Annotated in this window: 13 protein-coding genes and 1 pseudogene; 4 read left to right on the plus strand and 10 right to left on the minus strand. The window is 67.7% G+C overall.

What is annotated here, in order from left to right; genetic code table 11:
* Position 1: 1 nt before the first annotated feature.
* Complete coding sequence (locus KXD97_RS02990; RefSeq protein WP_260755394.1) at positions 2 to 1,234, minus strand: cytochrome P450; 1,233 nt, start codon at positions 1,232 to 1,234, stop codon at positions 2 to 4.
* Positions 1,231 to 2,649, minus strand: a complete 1,419-nt coding sequence (gene purB / locus KXD97_RS02995) for an adenylosuccinate lyase (protein ID WP_260755395.1) — start codon at positions 2,647 to 2,649, stop codon at positions 1,231 to 1,233. Before purB ends, KXD97_RS02990 begins: the two co-directional genes overlap by 4 nt.
* 54 nt (positions 2,650 to 2,703) lie before the next feature.
* Between purB and relZ the strand changes: the two genes are divergently transcribed.
* The gene (relZ, locus tag KXD97_RS03000; protein WP_260755396.1) at positions 2,704 to 4,422 is read left to right on the plus strand and encodes a bifunctional ribonuclease/(p)ppGpp synthase; all 1,719 of its coding nucleotides are present in this window, start codon (positions 2,704 to 2,706) and stop codon (positions 4,420 to 4,422) included.
* Between the two features lie 81 nt (positions 4,423 to 4,503).
* Here the strand turns inward: relZ and KXD97_RS03005 are convergent.
* Positions 4,504 to 5,645 (minus strand): annotated as a pseudogene (locus KXD97_RS03005) (APC family permease); the annotation flags it as partial.
* Between the two features lie 144 nt (positions 5,646 to 5,789).
* Complete coding sequence (locus KXD97_RS03010; RefSeq protein WP_260757818.1) at positions 5,790 to 6,398, minus strand: TetR/AcrR family transcriptional regulator; 609 nt, start codon at positions 6,396 to 6,398, stop codon at positions 5,790 to 5,792.
* Between the two features lie 96 nt (positions 6,399 to 6,494).
* Between KXD97_RS03010 and KXD97_RS03015 the strand changes: the two genes are divergently transcribed.
* Positions 6,495 to 7,319: an alpha/beta hydrolase family protein gene (locus tag KXD97_RS03015; RefSeq protein WP_260755397.1), complete on the plus strand. Its 825-nt coding sequence runs from the start codon at positions 6,495 to 6,497 to the stop codon at positions 7,317 to 7,319.
* On the opposite strand, the gene purD is transcribed toward KXD97_RS03015, so the two are convergent.
* A complete protein-coding gene (gene purD / locus KXD97_RS03020) occupies positions 7,316 to 8,584 on the minus strand; it encodes a phosphoribosylamine--glycine ligase (protein WP_260755398.1) in 1,269 nt (422 codons plus the stop codon). The two genes, KXD97_RS03015 and purD, sit on opposite strands and share 4 nt — an antisense overlap.
* Positions 8,585 to 8,687: 103 nt before the next feature.
* On the opposite strand from purD, the gene KXD97_RS03025 reads away from it, so the two are divergent.
* Both KXD97_RS03025 and KXD97_RS03030 read left to right on the plus strand, forming a co-directional pair.
* The gene (locus KXD97_RS03025; RefSeq protein WP_260755399.1) at positions 8,688 to 9,935 is read left to right on the plus strand and encodes a cytochrome P450; all 1,248 of its coding nucleotides are present in this window, start codon (positions 8,688 to 8,690) and stop codon (positions 9,933 to 9,935) included.
* Between the two features lie 29 nt (positions 9,936 to 9,964).
* Positions 9,965 to 10,558, plus strand: coding sequence for a TetR/AcrR family transcriptional regulator (locus KXD97_RS03030; protein WP_260755400.1), 594 nt, complete (start codon positions 9,965 to 9,967; stop codon positions 10,556 to 10,558).
* Positions 10,559 to 10,588: 30 nt separating this feature from the next.
* Here the strand turns inward: KXD97_RS03030 and KXD97_RS03035 are convergent, their stop codons facing one another.
* The 5 genes from KXD97_RS03035 to KXD97_RS03055 all read right to left on the minus strand — a co-directional run bounded on the left by KXD97_RS03035 (position 10,589) and on the right by KXD97_RS03055 (position 15,475).
* Complete coding sequence (locus KXD97_RS03035) at positions 10,589 to 11,815, minus strand: hypothetical protein (RefSeq protein ID WP_260757819.1); 1,227 nt, start codon at positions 11,813 to 11,815, stop codon at positions 10,589 to 10,591.
* The gene (locus KXD97_RS03040) at positions 11,805 to 12,248 is read right to left on the minus strand and encodes a carboxymuconolactone decarboxylase family protein (protein WP_260755401.1); all 444 of its coding nucleotides are present in this window, start codon (positions 12,246 to 12,248) and stop codon (positions 11,805 to 11,807) included. Before KXD97_RS03040 ends, KXD97_RS03035 begins: the two co-directional genes overlap by 11 nt.
* A gap of 5 nt (positions 12,249 to 12,253) precedes the next feature.
* Complete coding sequence (locus tag KXD97_RS03045) at positions 12,254 to 13,120, minus strand: NAD(P)-dependent oxidoreductase (RefSeq protein WP_260755402.1); 867 nt, start codon at positions 13,118 to 13,120, stop codon at positions 12,254 to 12,256.
* Between the two features lie 95 nt (positions 13,121 to 13,215).
* Positions 13,216 to 13,977, minus strand: coding sequence for an SDR family oxidoreductase (locus tag KXD97_RS03050; RefSeq protein WP_260755403.1), 762 nt, complete (start codon positions 13,975 to 13,977; stop codon positions 13,216 to 13,218).
* A gap of 31 nt (positions 13,978 to 14,008) precedes the next feature.
* Positions 14,009 to 15,475, minus strand: coding sequence for an aldehyde dehydrogenase (locus KXD97_RS03055; protein ID WP_260755404.1), 1,467 nt, complete (start codon positions 15,473 to 15,475; stop codon positions 14,009 to 14,011).
* Positions 15,476 to 15,559 lie beyond the last annotated feature (84 nt).

Raw genomic sequence — 15,559 nt, forward strand, 5'->3', positions numbered from 1 at the left:
CTTAGGGTGAAGCGCTGAACTCGACCACCAGGTGCCGGATGCCGGTGTGCCGGTTGCTGCGTGTCCACTCGACCGGACGCGCGAGGGTCACGGCGTCGAAGCGCCGCAGGATCTCCTCGAAGATGACCCGCAGCTCCAGCCGCGCCAGGTTGGCTCCCAGGCAGTAGTGCACACCCTGACCGAAACCCAAGTGCGGGTTAGGTTTCCGGGTGATCTGGAAGTGGTCCGGCGCGGCGAAGGCGGCCGCGTCCCGGTTCGCCGAACCCTCCCAGACCAGCACCTTCTGTCCGGGCTCGACGGTGTGCCCGCCCAGGGTGGCGCGGCGGGTCACCGTGCGCCGCTTCGACGGTGACGGCGAGGTCCACCGCACCATCTCCTCGATGGCCGTGGGCAGCAGGCCGGGGTCGGCACGCAACTCGCGGTAGGCGGCCGGGTTCTCCACGAGTGCCAGCAGGCCGCCGGCGATGGCGTTGCGGGTGGTCTCGGCGCCGGCGCTGAACAGCAGATTGAAGAACAGGTAGCTCTCCAGGTCGGTCAGCTGCGGGTCGCCGGAGTTCACCACCACCGAGAGCATGTCGTCGGCGGGTTCGGCGCGCTTGGCCGCGATGAGTTCCTGACCGTACGTGAACATGCGTGACCCGGCCTCCTCTACGGAGAGCCGGGTGATCGACGCCTTGCGCGCGCCGCCGAAGTCGAAGCTGGGTTCGATCGCCTCGAACAGCCAATGCCGTTCGGACTCAGGCACACCGAGAAGGATGCAGATCATCTGCATCGGCACCTCGGCGGCGATGTCGGTGAGGAAGTCGACGGGGGTGTCGGGTTCGACATCGTCGAGCAGGCGCCGGGCCCGGGCGCGGAGGTCGTCCTCGACCCGGCGGATCATCCGGGGGGTCAGACCCGAACTGACCAGCCGGCGCACCGCGGCGTGGCGGGGATCGTCCATCATGTTCAACAGTTGACCGGCGATCGGCAGGTCCTGCAACAGCGTTCCGCCGAACGGGCGCTCCCCTCCGGTCACCGACGAGTAGGTGTCCGGGTCGCGAAAGACCGCAAGGGTTTGCGCGTGGGTCGCCACCGACCAGAAGCCCTCTCCGTCGGGGGTGTTCTCCGTCGGCTCATGCCAGTAGACGGGGGCGTGTTGGCGGTGCACCGCGAACAGCCCGTGCGGGAACCCGGCCGCGAAGTTGTCGAGATCGGTGAGGTCGACTCCCGCCAGGGCTCCCGGGACCGTCACAGAATGGCGCCCGAGGTGTATTTGGCCGCCTCGGGATACCGCCCGATCAGGTCGTCGACGGCCGCGACCACCCGGTCGACCTGGTCGCCGGCCGCACCGGTGAAGACCTGCTTGTCGGCCAGCGCGGCGTCGAGCGCGGCCCGATCCAGCGGCAGTCGCGGGTCGGCGGCCAGCCGGTCCAGCAGGTCGGGCTCGGCGCCTTTCTCACGCATCGCCAGCGCCACGGCGACAGCGTGTTCCTTGATGACCTCGTGGGCCGTCTCGCGTCCGACGCCGGCGCGCACCGCGGCGATCAGGATCCGGGTGGTGGCCAGGAACGGCAGGTAGCGGTCAAGTTCACGCTGGATGACCGCCGGGTAGGCGCCGAACTCGTCGAGGACGGTCAGGAACGTCTCGGTCTGGCCGTCGAGGGCGAAGAACGCGTCCGGCAGCGCGACGCGGCGCACCACTGAGCAGAACACGTCGCCCTCGTTCCACTGCGCGCCGGCCAGCTCGGCGGCCATCGAACCGTATCCCCGCAGCACCACCTGAAGTCCGTTGACGCGCTCACACGAACGGGTGTTCATCTTGTGCGGCATCGCCGACGATCCGACCTGGCCGGGTGCGAAGCCCTCGGTGACCAGTTCGTGCCCGGCCATCAGCCGGATGGTGTGCGCCATCGACGACGGGCCGGCCCCGAGCTGGACCAGCGCGGACACCACGTCGTGGTCGAGCGAGCGCGGGTAGACCTGACCCACGCTGGTCAACATCTGGGAGAAGCCGAGGAACTGGGCGACCCGTCGCTCCAGGTCGGCGAGCCGTTCGGTGTCCCCGTCGAACAGGTCGAGCATGTCCTGCGCGGTCCCCATGGGCCCCTTGATGCCGCGCAGCGGGTACCGGTCGATCAGCTCGATCACCCGGTTCAGAGCGACCAGCAGCTCCTCGGCGGCCGACGCGAACCGCTTGCCCAGTGTCGTGGCCTGCGCGGCGACGTTGTGACTGCGCCCAGCCATCACCAGGTCGCGGTAAAGCGCGGCGCGTTCGGCCAGCCTGGCCAGCACCGCGATGGAGTGGTCACGCACCAGTTCCAGCGAGCGGCGGATCTGCAGCTGTTCGACGTTCTCGGTGAGGTCGCGGCTGGTCATGCCCTTGTGCACGTGCTCGTGGCCGGCCAGGGCGTTGAACTCCTCGATCCGCGCCTTCACGTCGTGGCGCAGCACCCGCTCCCGCGCGGCGATCGAGGCCAGATCCACGTTCTCCAGCACCCGCTCGTAGTCGGCGACCACACCGTCGGGCACGTTCACACCGAGCTCGGCCTGGGCTTTGAGCACCGCCAGCCACAACCGCCGCTCGGCGACGATCTTGGCTTCCGGCGACCAGATCGCCACCATCTCCTCGCTGGCATACCGGTTGGCCAGGACGTTGGGGACACTCACGAACACACAGCCTATCGGCCGCTGCACCGGCACAGAATGAGGCACAGTAGCCCCATGCACTTCGTTGGGCTCGACCTCGCCTGGGGTGAGAAGAACCAGACCGGTGTCGCCGTGGTCGACGCCGGCGGTCGGCTCCTGCATGTGGGGGCGGCCCAGGACGACGACAGCATCGTCGCGGCCCTCGCGCCCTTCACCGACGGCGAATGCCTGGTCGCGATCGACGCGCCGCTGATCGTCAAGAACGCGACCGGTCACCGGCCCGCCGAGACTGCCTACAACCGCGACTTCCAGCGCTTCGAGGCGGGTGCCCGCCCCGCGTTCACCGACCGGCCCGAGTTCAAAGAACCGCGGGCCGCCCGGATCGCCGAACGCCTGGGACTCGACATGGATCCGTCCTCTGGTTCGCCACGGCGCGCGATCGAGGTGTATCCGCATCCGGCGACCATCGTGCTGTTCGAACTGGAGAAGACGCTGAAGTACAAGCGTGGCCCGTTCGAGGACAGGCAGCGCGAACTGCTGCGGCTGATGACGCTGATCGAGGGTCTCGACGACGCCTCCCCGCGGCTGCGCGTCAACCGCAGCGTCGCCTGGGTCGAACTGCGCAAACGGATCGAGGCCGCGGTCAAACCGAGCCACCTCGACCGCGACGAGGACCCGGTGGACGCGGTGCTGTGTGCCTACGTCGGGCTCTACTGGTATCACCGCCCGCAGGATGTCACGATCTACGGCGACGCAGGCTCCGGCTACATCGTCACCCCGTCACTGCCGCCGGACCGGCGCCCGAAATCGGCTCGGGCACAACGGCCGAGGCAGTCGGTCGCGGTGTCGCCAGCCGTCGCCGAATACGAGTCCCGGCGTCCCGCACTGGTCGCCGCGACCGAGCATTACCTCGGTCTGGTCACCGGCCTGCTCGACGAGGCCGGCATCAACTACCTGTCGGTCACGGCGCGCACCAAGACCGTGGAGTCGTTCGCCGCGAAGGCCGACCGACGCACCGCGGGTGGCCGGCCCGCCTTCACCGAGCCACTGGTCGAGATCACCGACTTGATCGGGTTGCGGGTCATCACCTATCTGCGTGAGGACGTCGCCTCGGTGGCCGAGCTCCTCTCGGAGGAAATGCGACTGCTCGACGACCGCGACATGGGGCAGGAGACCGCCCGCGAGGGCCGGTGGGGCTACGCCAGCCGACATCTGCTCGTCGGCGTGGAAGGAGTGCAGCAGCCCGCGTCGATCCAGGTGCGCACCGTGCTCCAGCACGCGTGGGCGGAGTTCGAACATGAAATCCGGTACAAGGGCTCGATTCCCGCCGCGCACGGGCCCGATCTGGACCGCCGCTTCACCCTGGCTGCCGGCTTGCTGGAGCTGGCCGACCGCGAATTCTCCGCCGTGCGGGAACGGCTGCGCACCGCCACCCCCGAGGTCACCGAGATCACCGACGACCCGAGGATCCCGACGGCGGTGTTGGCGACCTATCTCGGGAACCGGTTCCCCGACGCCGGTTGGTCGCGCACCGACCACTACGCATGGATCGCCGGGTTGCTTCTCGATCTGGGGATCGAGTCCATCGAGGCGCTGGACGCCCAGCTCCACGGAGTGGACACCGGCGCGGTGAATGCCGCGATGGACTACCGCTACCCGGCCGGCGCGGTGCGCCGGCTCGACGATGCGCTGCTGGCCCGATTCGGCCGTCGCTACCTGGAGCTGGACGGCAATGCTCACCGAACCACGTTGCTGGACAACCGCTTACAGCGACTCACCGAAAGGCTCGGTTAGCTCGGGCCTGAACCGAGGTGGGTCGGGTCGGTGATGTGGCCGTCCCGGATGCCGAGTTGCTTGTTGATCTGCTGGGTGATGAAGAACAGCACGACGCCGGCCGAGCACCGCGATCGCGTTGCTGCTGGCGAACGCCGACACGTAGAGGATCAAACCGAACGCGATCAGCGTGGTGAACACGATGGCCACCCACGGTGACTGACGCGTCGGGTGCACGGTGCCGAGCACCGGCGGCAGCACGTGCTGGCGCGCCATGCCGTAGATCAGCCGGCTGGCCATCAGCATGTTGATCAGCGCGGTGTTCGACACCGCGAACATCGTGATGAACGGCAGGATCGCGTTGATCGGCAGCCCGGGAGCGCCGGCCTTGACGACCTCCACGAGCGGGGTGTCGCTCGCTTCGAGCTTGCCGACCGGCACGAGCGCCACCGCGACGATCGAGATCAGAACGTAGACAACGCCGGCGATCGACAGACCGGACAGCAGGATCTTCGGGAACGTCTTGACCGGATTCTTGGTCTCCTCGGCCATGTTCACCGAGTCCTCGAACCCGACCATCGCGAAGAACGCCAGCGAGGTCGCCGCCGAGATCGCCATGAAAGTGGTCTTGTCCTCGGAGGTCTCGAACGCGGTGATCCGGGAGAAGTCGACGTCGCCGCCACCGGTGAAGGCCCACAGCCCGACGAGGATCACCACCACCAGGCCGGTGATCTCGACGATGGTCAGCACCACGTTGAGCTTGACGCTCTCCCCGACGCCCCGGTAGTTGATCGCGGTCAGCGCGGCCATGACAGAAGCGCCAGCACCGCGACACCGACCTTGGGCGCGTCCATTCCCACGCCTTCGAAGAAGTTCGCCGAGAACGCCCTCGAAGCCGTTGACGCCGAGGTGATCCCGGAACACATCACGACGAACGCGACCAGGAAGGTGATGAAGTGGATCCCGAAAGCCTTGTGCGCGTACAGCGCAGCGCCGGCGGCCTGAGGGTACTTCGTCACCAGCTCGAGGTAGCTGAACGCCGTGACGGTGGCCACGCCGAAGGCGACCAGGAACGGAAGCCACGCCGCCCCACCGACTTCACCGGCGACATCGCCGACAAGGGCGTAGACACCGGTGCCCAGGATGTCGCCGACGATGAACAGCAAAAGCAGACCGGGGCCCATGACGCGTTTGAGCTCAGGCTGTTTGGCACGCGTGTTCGGCCCGGCCACCGCTTCCGACATCACGCCTTCCTGAAATCCGTCGAAACCCTCATCATCGGCCAGTCGGGCCGGGACCGCAGCATCACCGCAGGATCCGACCCGATTCCGTGCCGCTCCCGCGACCATGCCCAATCCCAAGTAACCACCGGCGACGAGAAGCAAACGCTAGTTGAACGGGGCCAACACATCGATGACGTCGATCAGGGTGGCTCTGGCGGTGGCGCGCGGCCCCTCACCCTCGCTGACCAGCGCCGCGACCACCGCACCGTCGACCGCGCACACCAGCGCGGTGACCAGTTCGGCGCGCACCGACCGTCCCGACCGTTCGACGACTTCGACGACGGCTTCGCTGCGCTGCTTGAGGATGCGCCGCTGGATGTCGCGCAGACTTGGCTGACGGGCACAGGCGATATAGCGCTCGTAGCGGGAGATCATCTGCTCGGTGACGCGTTCGGGATTCTCGCCGACGAGAAGGTCTACCAGGATGTCGGCGGTGGATTCGGCGCCGCGACGGCGTCGTGACAACGTCTGCACGCGGCGCCGCAGCTGTTCACTCTCCCGGCTGCCGACATGCTCGACCGCCTTGGCGATGAGGTCATCCAGCGAAGAAAAATAGTAGGTCGTCGACGCCAGCGGCAGCCCGGCGCGGCGCGCCACGGCACGGTGGCGCACCGCATCGAAGCCACCTTCGCAGAGAAGGTCCGCGGCAGCGCTGACCAGCGCATACCGCCGCCGTTCTCCCTTGGGAGTGACCGCTGCCGTCACCCAGAGAATCCTGCCAGCCACGGGGTTCCGGCATCGGTTTTTCGGCGAATCACCAGGCTTTCCCGCCCCGCGTTGGGCACGGCGTGGCCCGGCGCCGTCGATGGCATGATGTCGCGCATGCCGACCCTCAACCGCCGGGAGATGCTGGCGTTCGGACTGCGCGCGGGTTTGGTCGCCGCCGGGGCGTCGATGCTGGGCGACGCGGTGGCCTCGGCAGCGCCCGCGGCCACCTACGTGACCGGCTCCTTCATCTCGGCGGCCCGCGGCGGCGCGGTCACCAACTGGGCCGTCGCGCGCCCGCCGGATCAGACCGCACCGTTGCGCCCGGTGATCCTGTTGCACGGCAAGGACTCCTCGGCGCACACCGTGATGTCGATGGGGGCCGAACAGTTCCTGGCCGATGCGGTCCGGGCCGGCCTGCCGCCGTTCGCGATCGCCGCCGTCGACGGCGGCAACGGGTACTGGCACCGGCGCGCCTCCGGTGACGACTCCGGGGCGATGGTGCTCGACGAATTCCTGCCGCTGCTCGCCGAACAGGGACTGGACATCTCGCGGGTCGCGTTCCTGGGGTGGTCGATGGGCGGCTACGGAGCGATGCTGCTGGGCTCGCGTCTGGGCCCCGCCCGCACCGCCGCGATCTGTGCGGTCAGTCCCGCGCTGTGGACCTCGCCCGGCGCCGCAGCGCCGGGCGCGTTCGACGGCGCCGCCGACTACGAGGCGAACACCGTGTGGGGTCTGCCCGCCCTCAACGAGATACCGCTGCGCATCGACTGCGGGTTCGACGATCCCTTCTACGCCGCCACCCGGCAGTTCGTCGCCCAGCTACCGACGCCCCCGGCGGGCGGCTTCTCCCCCGGTGGCCACGACGCGGGGTTCTGGTCCTCGCAGCTGACCGCCGAGTTGAGCTGGGCGGCACCGCTACTGGTCTAGAGCGAGATCCGGCCCTCGGCCGCCGCCTGTCCGATGTCATGCCGGAAGTGGCTGCCCGGCAACCGGATCGCACCGATCGTCGCGTAGGCGGCTTCACGGGCAGCGTTCAGATCCGGCCCCGTCCCGACCACCGACAGCACCCGGCCACCCGAGGACACCAGGCTCCCGTCCTCGCGCCGGGCGGTGCCCGCGTGCAGCACCCCGTCCTGGTCCGCGCCGTGGATCACGTCACCGACCCGCGGTCGTCCCGGATAGTTCTCCGCGGCCAGCACGACGGTGACCGCCGAACCGTCCAGCCATTGCAGCGCCGGGTGGCCGGCCAACTCACCGGTGGCCGCGGCGCGCAGCAGTTGACCCAGCGGCGACTCCAGCAGTGCGAGCACGGCCTGGGTCTCCGGGTCACCGAAGCGGCAGTTGAATTCCACGACCGCCGGCCCGGCCGACGTGATCGCCAGCCCGGCATACAACAGACCCGAGAACGCGCTTGACCGCCTGACCAGTTCGGCGGCAACGGGTTTGACGATTTCGTCGACGATCTGACGAGTGATCTCGGCCGGCAGCCACGGCAGCGGCGTGTAGGCGCCCATCCCGCCGGTGTTGGGTCCGGTGTCGTTGTCGCCGACCCGTTTGAAGTCCTGGGCGGGCAGCAGCGGCACCACCGTCTCGCCGTCCACGACGCAGAACAGAGACACCTCGGGTCCGTCGAGGAACGATTCCAGCAGCACCGGGTGTCCCGCGTCGAGTAACCCGGCCGCATGCGCGCGAGCGGTGTCGCGGTCCGGCGTGACGACCACACCCTTACCGGCGGCCAACCCGTCGTCCTTGACCACCCAGGCTGCCTGCCCGGCGGGAGGACCGAACCGGTCCAGCGCCTCATCGAGGTGGCCGGGGTTGTCGACGATCTCACTGCCCGCGGTGCGCACGCCCGCAGCCGACATCACGTCTTTGGCGAACGCCTTCGACCCTTCGATGCGGGCGGCATCCTTCGTCGGACCGAAGCAGGCGATCCCGGCCGCGCGGACCGCGTCGGCGACACCGAGCACCAGCGGCACCTCGGGCCCGATGACCACCAGGTCGGCCCCGATACGACGGGCCAGCGCGGTGACCGCCTCTCCCGACGTGACGTCGACGTCGTATTGATCGGCCACCGCCGCGGTGCCCGGGTTGCCCGGCGTCACCGACAGCGCGTCGACCTCCGGGTCTCGGCGCAGTGCGAGCAGCAGCGCGTGTTCACGGGCTCCGGATCCAACCACCAGGACGTGCACAGATGGACACCCTAGTGGCACCGAGCGCCGGACTCTCTACATCGTCGGCCATACATCTTAGCGCCGCAGTGTATGGTCGAGGTTGAGTGCTGCACGTCACACCATGAGGAGATTCCCCTTGACCGCGACCCAGAGCTGCCCGTTCCTGCCCCCCGGTTACGACTTCACCGACCCTGATGTGCTGCGCAAGGGCATCCCGGCGACCGAGTTCGCGGAGTTACGCAAGACCGCCCCGGTGTGGTGGAACGAACAGGCGGAGTCGATCTTCGACGACGGCGGCTACTGGGTGATCTCGCGACATGAGGACATCAAGGCGATCTCGCGCAACAGCGCGCAGTGGTCCACCAACGCCAAGGGAGCGGTGATGCGCCTTCCCGACGGGGTGACCGCCGAACAGCTTGACCTGACCAAGGCGCTGCTGATCAACCACGATGCCCCCGAGCACACCCGACTGCGCAAGATCGTGTCGCGCCTGTTCACGCCCAGGGCGATCGCAGGAATGGAAGCCAAGCTCGCCGACGCCGCCCGCGAGATCGTCCGCGGCGCCGCCGCGAAGGACAGCGGCAATTTCGTGGACGACGTCGCGATGATGCTGCCGCTGCAGGCCATCGCCGACCTCATCGGCGTCCCCGAAGAGGACCGGGAGAGGCTGTTCGATTGGTCCAACGCGATCATGAACACCGACGACCCGGACTTCGACTCAGATCCCACGATGGCCAACGCCGAGTTGATGGGCTACGCCTACACGATGGCCGAGGACCGCCGCCGGTGCCCTGCCGACGACATCGTGACCCGACTGGTCCAGGCTGACCTGGACGGCGAATCGATGGGCGAGGTCGAATTCGCGTTCTTCGTGATCCTGCTCGCGGTGGCCGGTAACGAGACGACCCGCAACGCGATGACGCACGGAATGAACGCCTTCTTCGACAACCCCGACCAATGGGAGCTGTTCAAGCGGGAACGCCCCGACACCGCCATCGACGAGATCATCCGCTGGGCCACCCCGGTGCACTGCTTCCAGCGCACGGCACTCGAGGATGTCGAGGTGGGCGGTGTCACGATTGCCAAGGGGCAGCGGGCCGGACTGTTCTACAGCTCGGCGAATTTCGACGAGGCGGTGTTCGACGACCCGTTCACCTTCGATATTCGTCGGAACCCCAACCCCCACTTGGCCTTCGGAGGCAACGGCGCACACTTCTGCATCGGCGCGAACCTGGCCCGCATGGAGATCAAGTTGATGTTCAACGAGATCGCCGACCAGATTCCCGACATCTCGAAGGTGGCCGAGCCGCAGCGGCTGCGATCCGGCTGGATCAACGGGGTCAAGGACCTGCAGGTCGCCTACCGGTAGCCCGATCACGGGTGGCCTACAGTTCGTGGGTGCGCACCCACGGTTGGTCAGGAGCCAAGCCTGCCTCGGACGAGGAGGCCGTTGCACGCATCCTCGCGGCCGCGGGCAAGGTCATCGAGGAACGCGGCGCCGACTTCAGCATCTCCGACGTGGCCCGCACCGTCGGCGTCACGCGTCAGACGGTGTACCGGTACTTCTCCAGCACCGAGGCCCTGCTGGTGGCGGCCGCGGTGCACGCCGTCGATGGGTTCCTCCAGCGGCTGGCCGCTCACCTGACCGGTATCACCGATCCGGCCGAGGCGGTCGCCGAGGCAGTGGCGACCGCGCTGGAGTGGTTGCCCCGCGAGAAGTACATCGGGCTGATCATGGTGCCCGGCGGCTCCAGTCATGTGCAGTCGGTTACCTCCGACATCGCGCTGCGGTTCGCGCGCGACATGGTGGGCCGTCTCGACGTGGACTGGGCGGCCGCGGGTTTCGACGACCCGGGTCTCGATCAGCTCTCCGAGCACCTGCTGCGCATCATCCAGTCCTTCGTGATCGACCCCGGCCGGCCCCCGCGCAGCCGTGACGAGCTGCGGGCCTACCTGCGTCGGTGGGTCGGCAACGCGGTACTGCCCCGCTGACGCCCGGGAACGCGCGGCACGGCCCTGGGGTCAGACGACTGTGAGCGGCAGCGACTTCCGGTCCTCGAACTGCCAGGACGCACCCCGGCTGAACTTGCACACCTCGACCTCGGGCAGCTCCTTGGCCGCGGTGTCGGTCTCGATGACGCGGACGGTCCAGTCGTTCTCGGTACCGGAGACCTCGGCCCGCAGATGCGGGTCCACCGCAGCCACGATCGCCTGCAGTGGCAGATCCGCCACGGGCGAAACCAGCGAGATCCACGACCCGTCCTCGTGCGCCGGTGACGAACGCACGTGCACGAACCCGGGATCGACGTCGGCCCTGACGTACGCGGCGGGATTGAGCAGCGGGTGCAGCTCGAGCACCCGCAGCGCCCCCCTGGCGTCCGTGGACAGGTTGAGCGCCCGATGGATCCGCTCCGCAGCCACACCGGCGATGCCGATCAGCTGTTTGGTGCGGATGCTCCGCGCCAGCGCCGCGTCGTCCTTGGCGCGGGCCTCGATGGCGAGGTTGAACGACAGCACCAGCAGATGCATCTGCAGACACACCTCGTCGGCGATACGGACCAGCGCCGAGTGCGAGAACGCGCCGAAGTCGACGTCCGACACCAGCGGGCCCGAATAGTCCGCCATACCTTCGTCGTCGCGATCGATCGGCTCCAGCTCGGTGTTGTAGGCGTGGCTGGCTGCGACGATGTCGAGTTGCGGGATGAAGTCCACCTCGGGGTACGACTCATCGATGATCACCGTCCACGCGCAGTGCGGGTGGCGGTCTGCCGGAGTCCGCGGCGGACGGTGGATCGGACGGACCTGGCACCTGCGGTTGGTGGCCAGAGCGGTGGCGTCGAACGTCGGGTCCTCGATGTCGTGGCACATTCCGCGGACGTAGTCCTCGCCCATCGGCTCGACATCGAGCAGCGCGCCACAGTGATCCAGGTGGAACTCGCCATGCCACCGGTCGTGGACGGTGTAGCGGAAATCCATGAACTGCGGCGGCGCACCGATATCCAGTTGCAGGCCCTTGAAGATCGTGATGATGTCGTCGCCTTCGTACCTGAGGGCCTTCTGCATCCGCTTGGTGTAGACCGGGCTGGAGCCGGCCCACTCCTCGATCGCGATCTGCAGCATCTCCTCTCGGCCGAAATTACTGATACACCAGGCCATCCCGGAACGGTCGATCAGCTGACCGATGAGCAGCAGTTCGGGCACCAGCGTGGCCAGTTCCTCGCGCGTCAGCGCGGCGTACCTACTCATCATCGAGCGTGCCACCCGAGTGCATCTGCAGGGCCGCGTTCACGTTCGCTTTCCGGTCCTCACCCTGGCCGCGTTCGGCTGCCTTCTTACGCTGCTTCGCCACCTTCGACACCGCCCCGTCCAGCTTGGAGCCCAACGGGAAACCCAGATAGTGGGTGAGGAACACCGCCATCTCCTTGAGTTCCTCGACCGTGAGTTCGCCGTTGGCCAGCGCTGCGTTGACCTGGATCTCCGCCAGGTCCGAACTCCCCACTGCAGTCACGGCGGTCAGCGTCAGCATCCGCTTGTCCCGCATCGACAGGCCGGGCCGGGTCCAGATGGTCCCGAACAGATGCTCGACGGTCAGGTCGAAGTACGGGTCGCCCTGAATGTCGGGCATCTCCCACCCGTACACCTCGTTCATCTTCTCGAGGCCCTTACGGCGCACGTCATCCATGTCGGCTACTCCTTAATGCTTGGCGAGGTGTGGGGGACACCGAGGCCGGCGGCCAGGTCGCGCAAGGCTATTTCGGCCAGCGGCAGTTCCACCCCGGTGGCTTCCCCGAGGCTCAGCGCCAGCTTCAGATCCTTTTCCGCGAGCCCGCGGGTGTGGACGAACATGTCGTGCAAGAAGTGTTCGGAGGCAAGAGGTTTGGTGTCGTCGCGGAACATGATCGCCCCCGGTCCGCCGCTCTGCGCATCACTGTGGCGTACCACCCGGCCCAGCTTCTGCAGGTCGATGCCCGCCGCCTCGGCGAGCTTCTGCGCCTCGCACACCGCGGCGAATCCGATGAACGTCAGCATGTTGCGCGCCACCTTCATCCGCGTGCCGGCACCCGGCTCCCCCGCGCGGACCACCAGCGACGCCCACCGTTTGAACACCGGCTTGACTTTCTCGTAGGCCTCGTCGTCTGCACCGACCATCACCGCAAGCTCGCCCTTGTCGGCGGCGCCGGCGCCGCCGCTGACCGGCGCATCGACGATGCTGATCCCCTTGGGCCGCAACTGTCCAGCCAACTCAGGCGCGGTTTCGGGCTCGATGGTGGAATGGATCGCGATGACGGTGCCCGGCTTGGCGTACGCGGCGAGCTCACCGACGACATCACGCACTTGCTCGTCGTTGAGCACCGTGACGCTGATCACGTCGGCGGCCGCGACATCGGCGACGCTGTCGGCCAGCGTGGCGCCCAGCTCGGCCAGCGGGGTCATCGCCTCAATCCGGACATCGAACACGATCAGCCCGCCGGGCCAGTTCGCCAGCCGCTTGGCCATGGGAGCGCCCTGGTTTCCCAGACCGATATAACCCAGCTTGAGGTCGTCAGCACTCATCAAAACCCTCTGTTCTTCGCGCAAGCGCTCATCCGTGTCCTCTGTTCTTCGCGCAGGCGCTCATCCATGTCCTCTGTTCTTCGCGCAGGCGCTCATCACCGGATGATCTGTCCGCCGTCGACGTTGAAGATCTGCCCGGTGATCCACTTGGCCTGGTCGGACAGCAGGAACAACAGCATGCCGACCAGGTCCTCGGGTTCGCCCATGCGCGACAACGGGATTCCCTTGACGATGTCGGCGACCATCTCCTGCGGCGTGGTGGTCCGGTTCGCCTCGGTGTTGATCGGCCCCGGCGCGATCGCGTTGACGCGGATGTTCTGCCCGCCGAGCTCGGTGGCCAGCTGCTGGGTCAGCCCGTTGATCCCGACCTTGGCCAACCCGTAGAAGTTCGAGTACAGCCAGGCTGCGGTCGACGACTGATTGACGATGGCGCCGCCGCCGCGCTTGGCCATCTTGCGATAGACCGCCCGGGTGCACACCAGCGCACCGTCGAGGTTCACGCTCATGAACTTCTTGTAGTAGTCCCAGTCGACGGTGATCAGGAAGTCGAGCTTCATCCCGCCGAAGATCGCGGCGTTGTTCACCAGGTAGTCGATGCCGCCGAACTCCGAGAGTGTCTGCGCCGCCATCTCTTTGGCCGAGGCCGGGTCGGACACATCGACCCGGACGGCCAGCGCGTTGCCGCCCTCGCCCTTGATACCGTCGGCGACCTTCTGCGCGCCTTCGGTGTTGATGTCGGCGACGACGACCGCCGCGCCCTCACGGGCCAGTGCCTCGGCGTAGGCCTGACCGATGCCGCCCCCGGCGCCGGTGACGATGGCCACCTTCTCCTTGAACTGATCTCCGTAAAGTCCCATTGACGTCTCCTTGGTTGACCGGCCCGGCATGTCAGACGGCAGTGGCGATCGCCTTGATCTCGAGGTATTCCTCGAAACCGGCGAGCCCCATCTCCCGGCCGATGCCGGATTGCTTGTAGCCCCCGAAAGGCATGTCGGCGGAGTACCAGACACCACCGTTGATGTTGACCGTCCCCACCCGAAGACGGGCGGCCACGGCGTTGGCGCGGTCGAGATCCGGTGAGAACACCGTGCCCGACAAGCCGTACGGCGAGTCGTTGGCGATGCGCACAGCGTCGTCGTCGCCGTCGTGGGCGATGACGGTCAGCACCGGACCGAAGATCTCCTCGCGAGAGACCTTGGCGTTGTTGTCGAGGCCCGCGATCACGGTGGGCTCGATGAAGAAGCCGGTGTCGCGGTCGGCGGGACGCCCACCGCCGCAGGCGAACCGGCCGCCCTCGGCGATGGCGGAGTCGAGGTAGCCCTGGATCCGATCGCGCTGTCGCGCCGAGATCACAGGTCCGCACACCGTGCCCGGGTTGGTCGGATCCCCGGGATTGAGGCCACCCATGGTGGCCGCAGCGGCGTCAACGGCTTCGTCGTACCGGGCGCGGGGAACGACCAGGCGGGTGGTGATAGCGCACCCCTGCCCGGCATGCATCGACGCGGTGAACGCCGCCATCGAACAGGCACCGGCAAGATCGGCGTCGTCGAGTACCAGGAACGCCGACTTGCCGCCGAGCTCGAGAAACACCTTCTTCAGGGTGGCCGACCCGTCGGCCATCACTGCCCGCCCGGTGTTCGTCGACCCGGTGAACGAGACCATGTCCACCCGTGGGTCTTTCGACAGCAGCGCACCCACACCGTGGTCACTGGAGGTGACGATGTTGACCACCCCGGCCGGGAAGTCGGTGTGCTCGGTGATCAGCTCGCCGAGCACCGCCGCCGCCCAGGGTGTGTCAGGAGCAGGCTTGAGCACCAACGTGTTTCCGGCGGCGAGCGCCGGGCCGATCTTGGCCAGATTGATCTGGTGCGGGAAGTTCCACGGGGTGATCGCGCCGACCACGCCGATGGCTTCGCGTGCGATCGTGCGCTGAGTCTTGATGCCCATCGGCGACGCGGTACCGAAGTCGGTGGACCACCGGTAGGACTCGGCTGTGTCGGCGCAGAACGTCAGGTCCTCGACAGGGCCTTCGAGTTGGGCGGCCGCGGTGAGCATCCGCGGCGCTCCGACCTCCGCCATCGTCAACTCCCGCAGTTCCTCGACATGGTCGCGCATCGCCCGCTGTAACTGCCGGATACAGCGCACGCGCAGCTCGGTGTCGGTCGCCCAGCCCGTCTCGTCGAAGCTGCGGCGGGCAGCGCCGATCGCCGCACTCATGTCCTCGGCGTTCGCGTCGGCGGCCGCACCGAGTGTCTCCTCGGTGGCGGGATTGACGGTGGGGAACGTGCCCGCGCTTCCGGCGACGAGCTTTCCGTCGATGAGCAGCCGGCTTTCGCGATCGGCCAGGACTGGCATCCGACCTCCTGTGTCTGATTGCTGGACAACTGTCCGAAATAGTTCTTTCGAACCATAGCCTCAGGCATCGACCTCAAGCAAGGA

It is taken from the genome of Mycobacterium sp. SMC-8, from assembly GCF_025263565.1.
Taxonomy (GTDB): domain Bacteria; phylum Actinomycetota; class Actinomycetes; order Mycobacteriales; family Mycobacteriaceae; genus Mycobacterium.

Excerpts from the sequence above, each read along its gene's own strand:
- KXD97_RS03055 (WP_260755404.1), bottom strand. The coding sequence starts at position 15,475 with ATGCCAGTCCTGGCCGATCGCGAAAGCCGGCTGCTCATCGACGGAAAG.
- KXD97_RS03035 (WP_260757819.1), bottom strand. The coding sequence starts at position 11,815 with ATGATGAGTAGGTACGCCGCGCTGACGCGCGAGGAACTGGCCACGCTG.
- KXD97_RS03045 (WP_260755402.1), bottom strand. The coding sequence starts at position 13,120 with ATGAGTGCTGACGACCTCAAGCTGGGTTATATCGGTCTGGGAAACCAG.
- relZ (WP_260755396.1), top strand. The coding sequence starts at position 2,704 with ATGCACTTCGTTGGGCTCGACCTCGCCTGGGGTGAGAAGAACCAGACC.
- KXD97_RS03050 (WP_260755403.1), bottom strand. The coding sequence starts at position 13,977 with ATGGGACTTTACGGAGATCAGTTCAAGGAGAAGGTGGCCATCGTCACC.
- KXD97_RS03025 (WP_260755399.1), top strand. The coding sequence starts at position 8,688 with ATGAGGAGATTCCCCTTGACCGCGACCCAGAGCTGCCCGTTCCTGCCC.
- KXD97_RS03040 (WP_260755401.1), bottom strand. The coding sequence starts at position 12,248 with ATGGATGACGTGCGCCGTAAGGGCCTCGAGAAGATGAACGAGGTGTAC.
- KXD97_RS03015 (WP_260755397.1), top strand. The coding sequence starts at position 6,495 with ATGATGTCGCGCATGCCGACCCTCAACCGCCGGGAGATGCTGGCGTTC.